This window comes from Streptomyces sp. NPDC107654 (assembly GCF_055639035.1).
Genome location: NZ_JBVKBI010000014.1, coordinates 58,561 through 70,432, shown reverse-complemented (window position 1 = coordinate 70,432; position 11,872 = coordinate 58,561). Strand labels below are relative to the sequence as shown.

8 protein-coding genes are annotated in these 11,872 nt (G+C 73.3%); 3 read left to right on the top strand and 5 right to left on the bottom strand.

What is annotated here, in order from left to right:
* Positions 1–33 precede the first annotated feature (33 nt).
* Positions 34–900, top strand: coding sequence for a phosphotransferase enzyme family protein (locus ACZ7N4_RS24155; RefSeq protein WP_471361141.1), 867 nt, complete (start codon positions 34–36; stop codon positions 898–900).
* A gap of 25 nt (positions 901–925) precedes the next feature.
* On the opposite strand, the gene ACZ7N4_RS24150 is transcribed toward ACZ7N4_RS24155, so the two are convergent.
* The 4 genes from ACZ7N4_RS24150 to ACZ7N4_RS24135 all read right to left on the bottom strand — a co-directional run bounded on the left by ACZ7N4_RS24150 (position 926) and on the right by ACZ7N4_RS24135 (position 5,595).
* Positions 926–1,651, bottom strand: coding sequence for an exonuclease domain-containing protein (locus ACZ7N4_RS24150; protein WP_471361139.1), 726 nt, complete (start codon positions 1,649–1,651; stop codon positions 926–928).
* 354 nt (positions 1,652–2,005) lie between these two features.
* The gene (locus tag ACZ7N4_RS24145; protein WP_471361137.1) at positions 2,006–3,244 is read right to left on the bottom strand and encodes an SAV2148 family HEPN domain-containing protein; all 1,239 of its coding nucleotides are present in this window, start codon (positions 3,242–3,244) and stop codon (positions 2,006–2,008) included.
* A 116-nt stretch (positions 3,245–3,360) separates the two neighbouring features.
* Positions 3,361–4,728 (bottom strand): copper amine oxidase, encoded by a 1,368-nt coding sequence (locus ACZ7N4_RS24140; protein WP_471361135.1) that lies wholly within the window; start codon positions 4,726–4,728, stop codon positions 3,361–3,363.
* Positions 4,729–4,782: 54 nt separating this feature from the next.
* Complete coding sequence (locus ACZ7N4_RS24135) at positions 4,783–5,595, bottom strand: Tat pathway signal sequence domain protein (protein ID WP_471361133.1); 813 nt, start codon at positions 5,593–5,595, stop codon at positions 4,783–4,785.
* A gap of 199 nt (positions 5,596–5,794) precedes the next feature.
* On the opposite strand from ACZ7N4_RS24135, the gene glgX reads away from it, so the two are divergent.
* A complete protein-coding gene (glgX, locus tag ACZ7N4_RS24130) occupies positions 5,795–7,906 on the top strand; it encodes a glycogen debranching protein GlgX (RefSeq protein WP_471361131.1) in 2,112 nt (703 codons plus the stop codon).
* Between the two features lie 98 nt (positions 7,907–8,004).
* Here the strand turns inward: glgX and ACZ7N4_RS24125 are convergent, their stop codons facing one another.
* Positions 8,005–9,330 carry an MFS transporter gene (locus ACZ7N4_RS24125; RefSeq protein ID WP_471361129.1) on the bottom strand — a complete coding sequence of 442 codons (1,326 nt, stop codon included), beginning with the start codon at positions 9,328–9,330 and terminating at the stop codon, positions 8,005–8,007.
* An 80-nt stretch (positions 9,331–9,410) separates the two neighbouring features.
* On the opposite strand from ACZ7N4_RS24125, the gene treY reads away from it, so the two are divergent.
* A complete protein-coding gene (gene treY, locus ACZ7N4_RS24120; RefSeq protein WP_471361127.1) occupies positions 9,411–11,780 on the top strand; it encodes a malto-oligosyltrehalose synthase in 2,370 nt (789 codons plus the stop codon).
* Positions 11,781–11,872: the final 92 nt, after the last annotated feature.

The following is an 11,872-nucleotide window of genomic DNA, read 5'->3' as shown; positions in this document are numbered from 1 at the left end:
CAGGGAACGGGAAGACGGCACGGAGGCGGGACGATGGACGAGGCACGCGCGCGGGACGTACTGGCCGCGGCGGGAGTGCTGCCGGATCCGGCCGCCCGGGACGCACGGCTCCTGGCCCTCGGCGAGAACGCGGTGTTCGCGGCCGGCGGTCTGGTGGTGAAGGTGGGCCGGGACGCCGAGCTGCTGCCGCGGGCCGAGCGCGAGCTGGCCGTCGCCGGGTGGCTGGCCGAGGCCGGTGTGCCGGCGGTGCGGGCGGCCGAGCCGAAGCCGTTGCTGGTGGACGGCCGTCCGGTGACCGTGTGGCACCGGCTGCCGGATGCCGTACGGCCCGCCGAGCCGCGGGACCTGGCCGGTCTGCTGCGCGTCGTGCACGCACTTCCCTCTCCTCCCTTCGAGTTGCCGCCCCGTGAGCTGCTGGGCGGGGTGGAGCGCTGGCTGCGGCTCGCGGGGGACGCGATCGAGCCGGAGGACGCCGCGTACCTCCGCGCGCGCCGCGACGGCTTCGCGGCCCAGGCGGCGGCGCTGACGCCGCGTCTGGCGCCGGGACCCATCCATGGCGACGCGCTGCCCCGCAATGTGCACATCGGGCCGGACGGGCCGGTCCTGGTCGACCTGGAGACCTTCTCCGCCGACCTGCGCGAGCACGACCTGGTGGTCATGGCCCTCTCCCGCGACCGCTACGGGCTGCCCGCCGAGGCGTACGACGCCTTCGCCGAGGCGTACGGCTGGGACGTGCGCGAGTGGGAGGGCTGCGCGGTGCTGCGGGGGGCCCGGGAGACGGCGAGCTGCGCGTGGGTGGCCCAGCACGCGCCGGCCAACCCGAAGGCGCTGGCCGAGTTCCGTCGCAGGGTGGCGTCGCTGCGGGACGGGGACGAGACGGTGCGGTGGTATCCGTTCTGACGGCGGGCGCCCCGCCGGCCGCACGCTACGCGGGCTGGCTCTCGGTCAGCTCCCGGAGCGGCCACACCCCGTCCACGACCGCGTCCGTCTCCCCCTTGCGCCGCAGGAACGCCTGGAAGTCCGCCGCCCACTCCGCATACCACTCGATCTGCCGCTGGTGCAGCTCGGCCGGCCCCAGTGACGCGATCTTCGGGTGGCGGTCGGCTATCGCGGAGGCGAGCCGCGCCGCGGCGAGAGCGTCGGCGGTGGCGTTGTGGGCCGTGCCGAGGACTATGCCGTACTCGGCGCAGACCGCCTCCAGGTTCCGCTTGCCGCGGCGGTAGCGGTCGACCCGGCGGTCGATGGTGTACGGGTCGATGACCGGGGCGGGGCGGACACCGCCCAGCCGGTCGGTCAGGGACGGCAGGCCGTACCTGCGCAGTTCCGCGGAGAGCAGGGTGAGGTCGAAGGCCGCGTTGTAGGCCACGACCGGGACGCCCGTCTTCCAGTACGAGACCAGGACGTCCGCGATGGCGTCGGCCACCTGGTCGGCGGGGCGGCCCTCGGCCGTCGCGCGTTCGTTGCTGATGCCGTGGACGGCGACCGCGTCGGCCGGAATCTCCACGCCCGGATCGGCCAGCCATTCCCGGCGCCCCATGGGCTCGCCGGCCCTGACCTCGATCACGGCACCCGTGACGATGCGCGCCTCGCGTGGATCGGTCCCGGTCGTCTCCAGGTCGAAGCCGATCAGCAGCTCCCGGTGCCAGCCCATGGGCGGCCCCCCTTCTTGGTGGTGCTTTCCCCCAGTGGCCTCCACCATCGCACGCGGCACTGACAATCCGATGCCGGCCTTCCGCTTCCCGTCCCGAACAGGCACGGAGCCCAACCCGAACAGGCCCGGGCCGATCCGGAACGGGCCCCGCGCCCGGCCCCGAACACGCCCCGGGGCCGGCCCCGGACAGCCTCGCGTCCCGTCCCGAACAAGGCCGGAGCCGATCCCGAACAGGCCCGGGGCCGGTCCCGAGCGACCCCACGGCCGATCCCCACAGGCTCGCAACCGCCCCGAACAGGCGCCCGCAGCCGGCCTCGATCGGGTCGGCACCGGGCTCCGCCCCTCGCCGACCGTTCAGGAAACCGGGCGCGAATCCGCCCAGGCCAGCTCGAATTCCTCGCGGTAGGTCGGGAAGAGGCCGGATTCACCCAACGCGTCCGACGTGACCAGCCGGCTGCCGTTGCGCAGCACCAGGACCGGTGACTCCATCCCCCGCGCCCCGCGCAGATAGGACTGCACCACGGCGACGCCGTCCGCGCCGTCGCCGTCCACCAGGTAGGCGGTGAAGCGGGGCGTCTCGTCGTACACCTGGATCTGGAAGGCGTCCGGGTCGCGCAGCCGGGACCGGACCCGGCGCATGTGCAGGATGTTCATCTCCACCGAGCGGCTCAGTTCGCCCCGTCTCATCCCGAGTTCCCGCTCGCGGCGCTTGACCGAACTGGAGGCCGGGTTGAGGAACAGCAGCCGGACCCGGCACCCGGACTCGGCAAGCCGGACCAGGCGGCGCCCGGAGAAGTTCTGCACCAGGAGGTTGAGGCCGATGCCGATGGCGTCGAGCCGGCGGGCACCGCCGAAGATGTCCTCGGCCGGGAACTGCCGCATCAGCCGCACCCGGTCGGCGTGGACCGCGACGACGTCGGCGTACCGGTCGCCGACCAGGTCCTCGACCGCGTCGACCGGCAGCCGGCGCGCGGAGGGGACGTCACCGCCCGCGCCGAGCATCTCCAGCAGCCGGGCGGAGGCCCGCTCGGCCTGGCCGAGGACCGCCTCGGACAGGGCGCGGTTGCGGGAGACGACGTTCCGGGTCACCTCCAGCTCGTCCAGGGCGAGTTCGAGGTCCCGGCGCTCGTCGAAGTACGGCTCGAAGCACGGCCAGTGCTGCACCACCAGCTCGCGCAGCTGGGGCAGGGTGAGGAAGCTGAGCACGTTGTCGTCGGCCGGGTCGAGCAGGTAGCCCTTGCGGCGGCTGACCTCGCGCACGGCGACCGCCCGCTGCACCCACTCCTGCCCGGCCGGCCCGGCCGCGGCCACCACCCACTCGTCGCCGTGGACGGGTTCGTAGACGGGCCGCAGCACAGCGGCCACGACCGCGCGCAGCCGCTGTTCCACGAGGTTCAGCCAGATGTAGGCCCGGCCGGCCCGCTGGGCGCGGGTGCGCACCTCAAGCCAGGCGTCGGCGTCCCATTCCAGCTCCGGCCCGATGGACCCCGCGTCCATCGGGCGGGCCAGGGACACCGCGCCGGGCGGGACGTCTGTGGAGTTCCCCTCGTGACCCTCGTCACCAGGAGGCAGCTCCAGCCCTCCCGAGCCCACCCGTGCACCGCCTTCCGCTCCCCCGGGCCTTTCCCGTGTCAACGATCAAGGAAGGGTACTCCGCGAGCGGTCGGCGGTGCAGCCGGATGGACAGGTCGGTTTCCCGACGGGTGTGCTCAACTACGCGGTTCCCAGTGACCGTTCTGCCATGCCAGCTCCTTGGGAGTGAGCGGATTCATAGCCGTGACGTCCCGCGGGGAGATGGAGAATCCCTGCCAGTGCACGGGCATGGGCTGCTGGTCCTCGTCCCGGGCGATGTGGTGGAAACCGACGTTCATCCAGACCACGGGGTGGGTGAGGGTCTGGCCGCCGACCCACTTGTCGACGGACTTCGGATGGCCGGCCGCGCACTGCTGGTTGTCGCTGGCGAACAGTTCGCACTTGTTGTACTCGGTGACGTACATGTCGTGCTTGGTGAAGCTGCGGCCCGGGTACTTGGTGGTGGGCCCGGGGACCAGCTCGTAGGAACGGGCGTGGCCGTCCTTGTTCTTGCCGGTCGCGCTGACCATCCGCCACCAGCGGTAGGTCTTGTAGTCGGCCGCGAGTTCCTTGCCGACCTTGGTGCGGGTGGTCTTGGCGGTCGGGCCCTCCTGGCTGCCTGAGGGGGCGCTGACGGTGGAGTCGTACTGCTCGACCTTCGTCTTCGAGGAGCCGTCGAGGCCGAAGTCGAGCCGCCAGAAGATGTTGTGGCTGTGGCTGGTGGCGTAGTCCCTGGCGCCCTTGCCGATGGGCCAGCCGCGGCCGTCCTGGGCGTTGTAGTCCTCGTAGGAGAGGCTGCCGGTGGCGCCGGCGTTCATGGAGATCGTGCCGTCGTCCTGGAAGCGCCACTCGGTGATGTACTCGTACCAGCCGACCTGGTTGACCGTGTAGACCAGCAGGTCCTTGCCCTGCTGCTGGTAGGTCTTGTCGGGCTGGAAGAGGTCGTGCATGCGGTAGGCGTGACCACGCGAACGGGTGGTGGTGCACAGGCCCTTGACGTCGGGGTGGCGCGGGTCCCCGTCCGGGACCTTGACGGTCTTGATGGTGCCGCCGGGGCATTCGGCGGGCGACAGGTCCATCAGCTCGGCGGCGAAGTCCTGGCCCGTGAGGTCGTAGTACTCGTGCTTGCCGTCGTCGTAGGGGACGTGGATCTGGGCGAGTCTCGCGCTGTTGAGGACCTTGACGGGCTTGCTCTCGCCCTTGGGCTGGTAGGAGACGTTCTCCAGGACGAGGCCGGCCTTGCTGTCGTAGCGCCAGCACATCCGCCAGGTGGTGCCGGTGGAGAGCTTCTGTTCGATGGTGTAGGCGGCGCTGCAGCCGGGGGCCGCCGCCGCGGGCGCGGTCTGCGGCCCGGCCGCGGCGGGGCCGGCCATCGTGGTCGCGCCGGCGGCCAGCGCGGCCAGGGTCAGTCCGACGGCCGCGGTCTTGCGAGCGGCGCGGCTCTTGACGGCGGCGCGGCCGAGGGCCCGCGGCCGGACACCGCCGGGCAGGTGCTGTTCGGGCATGAAGAGGTGACTCCCTTACCGGAGGTACGGGTGTGAAGGTCGGTCGGCGGCCGGTCAGCCGCGGTCGAGGGCGGCGGCCTTGCGGGCGCTCAGGTCGATCACGAGGTCCCGGGTGTCGATCCAGGGCCCGTTGAGGGCCTTGGAGAACAGCCGCACGCACCGGTGCTCGCCGCACTTGTCGAGCACCGCGGGCTGGGCGCCGGGCGAGGCCTCGTAGATACCGCCGCTCAGGTCCAGCTGGTCCGGCGAGGTGAGCGCCTTGCCGGTGGCGTCCTTGTAGTCCGCCTTCAGGCCCGCCCCCAGCGGGTCGGCGATCAGGATCCGGGCCGCCTCGGCGTTCTCGGCGCGGGTGGGCGGCGGCTGGACTCCGTGCTGGACGCCGGTCTGCTCGACCTTCCCGGTCGTCAGGTCGACGGTCTTGGTGACGAGTGTGTCGTTCCTGTAGTCGTAGTAGGTCACGTCGGCCCGCCGTGGCGCCTGCGGGTCGTCCGCCTCGGCGGCCTCGGGCTCGGCCAGGTCGACGCTCAGCCTCTGCGGTCCGCGGTCCCCCTCGACGTCCCGGCCCGTGGCCGAAAGCCGTCCGGCCACGGCGATCTTCTCGACCCGCCGCAGCTCGTCGTCGGTGAGCGGGTCACGGCCGGTGCCCTGCTTCTGCTCGGTGGGTGCCTGCTCCACGACGCCCGGCGGTGCGGCGTCCGGGCCCTGCCCGGTCCGCCCCGCGGCCCGCGTACCGCCGCCGGCCCCTCCGGAGTCGTCCGCACCCGCCGTGCCCGGCAGCGTGACCGCGACCATGGCGGCGGTACCCGCCGCCGCGAGGGCCGCACCGGTCAGTACTTTGCCCAGATGGCGGTGGACTTTCTCGCGCACATTTGCCCCCTACTCCCCCCTGGTCCCCGGGAGTACGTGTCTGCCCCGCATGTTCGGCGCACGGCGGGTACCAGAACCGCCGTGCGTACTGGTCACTTGATAAGAGGGCGGGTGAGCCGCGGAAGGTTGCCTCACTTTCGGACGAGACTCGGGGCCGACACGGCCCCGGTCGGACGGCACACCTGGGAGAGTCGTCACCATGCAGGTCTGGCCTGGAGAGGCGTATCCGCTCGGCGCCACGTATGACGGCGCCGGAACCAACTTCGCGGTCTTCACGGAGGCCGCGGACCGAGTAGAGCTGTGTCTGCTGCACGACGACGGCTCGGAAACGGCGGTGGAACTGCGCGAGAGCGACGCGTTCGTGCGGCACGCGTACGTGCCGGGCGTGATGCCGGGACAGCGGTACGGGTTCCGGGTGCACGGCCCGTACGACCCCGGGCGCGGGCTGCGCTGCAACTCGGCGAAGCTGTTGCTCGACCCGTACGCGAAGGCGGTCAGCGGCGCGGTCCGGTGGGGCGAGGAGGTGTACGGCTACCACTTCGGCGCGCCGGAGGGGCGCAACGACCTGGACTCGGCGCCGCACACCATGACCTCCGTGGTGATCAACCCGTACTTCGACTGGGGCGACGACCGTCCGCCGCGCACCGACTACCACCACACCGTGATCTACGAGGCCCACGTCAAGGGCCTCACCATGCGCCACCCGGGGCTGCCGGAGGAACTGCGCGGCACCTACGCGGCCCTCGCCCACCCCGCGATCATCGAACACCTGACCAAGCTCGGCGTGACGGCGCTCGAACTGATGCCCGTGCACCAGTTCGTCAACGACCACCGGCTGGCCGACATGGGGCTGAGCAACTACTGGGGCTACAACACCATCGGCTTCTTCGCACCGCACAACGCGTACGCCTCCTGGGGTGACCGCGGCCAGCAGGTGCTGGAGTTCAAGTCGGCGGTCCGGGCGCTGCACGAGGCCGGGATCGAGGTCATCCTGGACGTGGTCTACAACCACACCGCCGAGGGCAACCACCTGGGTCCGACGCTGTCCTTCAAGGGCCTCGACAACCCGTCGTACTACCGGCTCACGGACGATCCCCGGTACTACATGGACACCACGGGCACCGGGAACTCGCTGCTCATGCGGTCCCCGCACGTGCTCCAGCTCATCATGGACTCGCTGCGGTACTGGGTCACCGACATGCACGTCGACGGCTTCCGCTTCGACCTCGCGGCGACGCTCGCCCGGCAGTTCCACGAGGTGGACCGGCTGTCGTCGTTCTTCGACCTGGTGCAGCAGGACCCGGTGGTCTCCCAGGTGAAGCTGATCGCCGAGCCGTGGGACGTCGGCGAGGGCGGCTACCAGGTGGGCAACTTCCCGCCCTTGTGGACCGAGTGGAACGGCAAGTACCGCGACACCGTGCGGGACCTGTGGCGGGGCGAGCCGCGCACGCTGGCGGAGTTCGCGTCCCGGCTGACCGGTTCCTCCGACCTCTACCAGGACGACGGCCGCCGCCCGTTGGCCTCCATCAACTTCGTCACCTGCCACGACGGCTTCACCCTGCACGACCTGGTGTCGTACAACGACAAGCACAACGAGGCCAACGGCGAGGACAACCGGGACGGCGAGAGCCACAACCGGTCCTGGAACTGCGGGGAGGAGGGCGAGACCGACGACCCGGAGGTGCTGCGGCTGCGTGCCCGGCAGATCCGGAACTTCATCGCCACGCTGATGCTGTCCCAGGGCGTGCCGATGATCAGCCACGGGGACGAGTTCGCGCGCACCCAGCGCGGCAACAACAACGCCTACTGCCAGGACAACGAGCTGTCGTGGGTCGACTGGCCGGAGTCCCTGGAGAGCGATCTGCTGGAGTTCACGCGCGCGATGGTGTGGCTGCGGCGTGACCACCCCGTCTTCCGCCGGCGCCGGTTCTTCCACGGCCGTCCGGTGGAGGGCACGCACGACGACCTGTCGGACATCGCGTGGTTCACCCCGGAGGGCGCCGAGATGACGCAGCGGGACTGGAACTCGGCGCAGGCGTCGGCGCTGACGGTGTTCCTGAACGGCAACGCGATCTCCGAGCCCGGCCCGCGCGGGGAGCGCATCACCGACGACTCCTTCCTGCTGATGTTCAACGCCTCGCCCGAGACGCTGGACTTCGTGGTGCCGGTCGACCACGGCCGGCAGTGGCAGGTGGTGGTCGACACGGCCCGCCCGGAGGGGGTGCCACCGGGCGCCGGCGCGAAGGTCGCGGCCGGCGACCGCATCACCCTGCCGGACCGCAGCCTGACCGTGCTGCAGCGGCCGGCGTAGCGGGGTGCCGCAGCCCCCAGGGCCTCTCTCGCGGATCAGACAGGCTCCGGGTGAGCGTGCCTGTCGGGCGACCCCGGCACGATCCGGAAGAGAGGCCCTCAGCGGGGCTGCGCGTCCCGCACGCGCGCGTGGGGCGCCTCCCCCGGCTCCGCCGCGTACGTCGTCGGGCGCACCGTGAGGGCGAGCACGAAGGCGAGGCCGGCCGCCGTGCTCGCCACCGCGAAGGCCGCCCGGGGACCGTGGGCCTCCGCGAGGCGCCCGGTGACGGCGACGGCCAGGGCCTGACCGCCGACGAGGGCGCTCGTGGCCACGCCCATCGCCTCGGCCAGCCGGGACGGCGCGACCGCGCGCTCCACGAGGCCGAACACGGTGATCAGGTGCGGGGCGTAGGCGACGCCCAGGACGGTCACGACGGCGTACAGACCGGGCAGGCCGCTCGTGCCCGGCAGCGGCAGGGAGAGCGCGCAGCCGGCAGCGGTCGCCAGCCGCCACCGCGTCCGGGCCCCGACTCGCTCCGGTACGGCCGCCATGGCGAGCCCCGCCACGGCGCTCATCACCCCCATGGCGGCGTACACGAGCCCGGCCTGGTCCTCCTGTCCGAGCCGGGCGGTGAGCGCCGTGATCCCCGCCTGGCAGGCCCCGAACACGGCGCCCTGGAGGGCCAGCGCGGTGAACAGGGCGGGCACGCAGCGGGGCATGGGGGCATGCCTGGCCCGCGTCCGGGCGGGGTGCGGCCCCGTGCGCTCGGACGCGGCCGCGCCGCCGGGACCGGGCGCCACGCGCGCGGGCGCCACCGCTCGGGCCGTCCCGTGCAGGGCGAACGCACTGCCGCAGAGGGCCACCAGCACCGCCGCGGCGGCCATCGCGTGGGCCGGGTGGGCGAGTACCGCGGCCAGGCCGACGAGCGCGGGGCCAAGGACGAACGACAGTTCGTCCAGCGTGCTCTCGAAGGAGAGGGCCGCGCCGACGACGGTCTCCGGGGCGTCGGCGCGGCGGGCGAGGGCGACCAGCCGGGCGCGCGCCAGCGGGCCGACGAGCGGCACGGTGGCGCCCGCGGCGGCCCCCAGGAGGGCCAGGACGAACGTCGGCAGCCCGGCGAGCGCGCCGGTGACGAGCGCGGCCACGGCGAGGGCGTTGGCGAGCGAGAAGGCGAACACCACCGGCCGCTGGCCGTGCCGGTCCGCGAGCCGCCCCACCAGCGGTCCGCAGACCACCTGGCCGAGGGCGAGCGCGCCGCCGGTCAGGCCGGCCGCGCCGAGGGAACCGCTGGTGCGGGCGACGAGCAGCACGCTGCCGAACTGGATGGTGGCCGTCGGCAGCCGCCCCAGGAACGACACGCACGGCAGCAGCGGCCCCGTCAGGCGGATCACCCGCCGGTAGGTGTCCCGTGTGCCGCGCCGTCCCGGTTCCCCCGTCGTCCCCATCGCTCGAACGTAGACACGCGCGCGTGATCCGGGCAGCGGCCGATGACACGAAAGCCGGTGAGCGGGGTACGTAGGTTCCCATGACTTCTGCGCGTCCCGGACCGGGGGTGCCCACGGCCACCTACCGACTGCAGCTCCAGCCCGCGTTCCCGTTCGCCGCCGCCGAAGCGGCCGTACCGTACCTGGCGTCGCTCGGCGTCTCGCACCTGCATCTGTCACCCGTCCTGGAGGCCGTGCCGGGCTCCGCGCACGGTTACGACGTCGTGGACCACGCGCGCGTGCGCGAGGAGCTCGGCGGCGAGGAGGGGCTGCGCGCGCTCGCACGCACCGCGCGGGAGCACGGCCTCGGCCTGGTGGTGGACATCGTGCCGAACCACATGGCGGTGTCGCCCCGGCACAACCGGGCCCTGTGGGAGGTGCTGCGCGAGGGCCCCGGTTCACCGTACGCGCGCTGGTTCGACATCGACTGGGAGGCACAGGACGGCCGGGTGCTGCTGCCGGTGCTCGGCGGTCCGATCGGCTCGGAGCTGGCGCACCTGGTGGTCGACGGTGACGTGCTGCGCTACCACGACCACGTCTTCCCGCTCCGCCCGGGCACCGAGCACCTGCCGCTGCCGCAGCTGCTGGACGCCCAGTGGTACCGCCCGGTGTGGTGGCGGCTGGCCCGTACGGAGCTGAACTACCGGCGGTTCTTCAGCATCTCGGAGCTGATCGGGCTGCGGGTGGAGGACCCGGAGGTGTTCGAGGCCACCCACGGCACGATCCTGCGGCTGCTGGCGGAGGGAGTGGTCGACGGGCTGCGGATCGACCATCCGGACGGACTCGCCGACCCCGACGGCTACCTGGCGCGGCTGCACGAGGCGACCGGCGGGCGCTGGACGGTGGTGGAGAAGATCCTCGCCGACGGCGAGCACCTGCCGTCCTCCTGGCCGGTCGCGGGTACCACGGGCTACGACGCCCTGCGGCACGTCGACGGCCTGTTCACGGACCGCACCGGAGCGTACGAACTGCTGGGCCGTTACCGGGCGTTCGCGGCGCCGCAGACGGACCGGGGCGGCAACTGGGAGGCCACGGCGCGACGGGCCGCGTACAAGGTGCTCACCCACGAACTGGCCACCGAGGCGGACCGGCTCACCCGGGTGGCGGCCCGGCTGTGCGCCGCCTCGCCCGACCTGTCGCTGCGCGACCGGGCGCCCTGGGCGCTGCGTACGGCCGTCGAGGAGCTGCTGGTCCGGATGCGGGTGTACCGGCCGTACGCCTCCGGTGACGCCTCGGCCGTGGTCACCGAGGAGGCCGCCGAGGAGGCCCGGCTGGCGTTCGTGGTGCCGGAGGAGGCCGAGGCCGTCGGCATCGTGCGCCGGCTGCTGGTGGAACCGCCCGGCGAGGTGTCGGCGCCGGACCACGCCGACCGGGTGGAGTTCCGCACCCGGTTCGCGCAGACCGCGTCGGCACTGCGCGCCAAGTCGGTGGAGGACACGGCCTTCTACCGCTACGTGCCGCTGCTGTCGACGGCCGAGGTGGGCGGCGACCCGGGCAGTCCGGGTGTGTGGCCGGAGGAGTTCCACGCGTACTGCGCGCGCGTGCAGCGCGACTGGCCGCTCACCGGCACGGTCGTGTCCACGCACGACACCAAGCGCAGCGCGGACGTGCGGGCCGCGCTGGCCGTGCTCACCGAGTGCCCCGACCGCTGGGCGAAGTTGCTCGCCGAGGTCACGACGGCCGAGGAGGGCGTGCCGGACGGGCAGCTGGCGTGGGCGGCCTGGCAGACGGTGTTCGGACTGGGTCCGGCGGAGGAGGAGCGGGTCCGGGAGGCGCTGCTGAAGCACGTGCGCGAGGCCGGCATGTACACCAGCTGGACGGAGCAGGAGCCGCCGTACGAGGAGGCGGTGGCGGCCTTCGTCGCGGCGGGGCCGTGCGGGCCGCCCGGCGAGCGTGTGGCCGCGTTCCGCAAGGCGCTGGACCCGCACGTCCGCGCCAACGTCCTCGGTACGGCGCTGGTCCACCTGACGATGCCCGGGGTGCCGGACGTGTACCAGGGCACGGAGGGCGAGTACCGGGCGCTGGTGGACCCGGACAACCGGCGGCCGGTGGCGTTCCCGCCGGAGGCACCCGGCGAGAAGGACGCGGTGACGGCGGCGGCGCTGCGGCTGCGGGCCCGGCGGCCGGCCGCGTTCGGGGCGGGCGCGACGTACGGCCCGCTGGCCGCCGAGGGCCCGGCGGCCGAGCACTGCCTCGCGTTCGCGCGTTCCGGTGAGGCGGTCACGGTGGTGACCCGGCTGTCGCTGCGGCTGACGGAGGCGGGCGGCTGGCGTGAGACACGGCTGCCGCTGCCGCCCGGCCGGTGGGCGGACGCGCTCGTCCCCGGACGGGAGTTCACCGGGGACGTACCCGTGGCGGACCTCCTGGACCGCCTGCCGGTGGCCCTGCTGGAGCGGGTCGCGGAGGACTGAACGGGCCGGAGGGGTCCGTGCGCCCGCGGGCCGAGGTCCGTGCCCGCGGGCCGAAGGGGTGCCCACGGGCCGGAGATCAGGTGCCCGCGCGC

Excerpts from the sequence above, each read along its gene's own strand:
- ACZ7N4_RS24155 (WP_471361141.1), top strand. The coding sequence starts at position 34 with ATGGACGAGGCACGCGCGCGGGACGTACTGGCCGCGGCGGGAGTGCTG.
- ACZ7N4_RS24150 (WP_471361139.1), bottom strand. The coding sequence starts at position 1,651 with ATGGGCTGGCACCGGGAGCTGCTGATCGGCTTCGACCTGGAGACGACC.
- ACZ7N4_RS24140 (WP_471361135.1), bottom strand. The coding sequence starts at position 4,728 with ATGCCCGAACAGCACCTGCCCGGCGGTGTCCGGCCGCGGGCCCTCGGC.
- glgX (WP_471361131.1), top strand. The coding sequence starts at position 5,795 with ATGCAGGTCTGGCCTGGAGAGGCGTATCCGCTCGGCGCCACGTATGAC.
- ACZ7N4_RS24125 (WP_471361129.1), bottom strand. The coding sequence starts at position 9,330 with ATGGGGACGACGGGGGAACCGGGACGGCGCGGCACACGGGACACCTAC.
- treY (WP_471361127.1), top strand. The coding sequence starts at position 9,411 with ATGACTTCTGCGCGTCCCGGACCGGGGGTGCCCACGGCCACCTACCGA.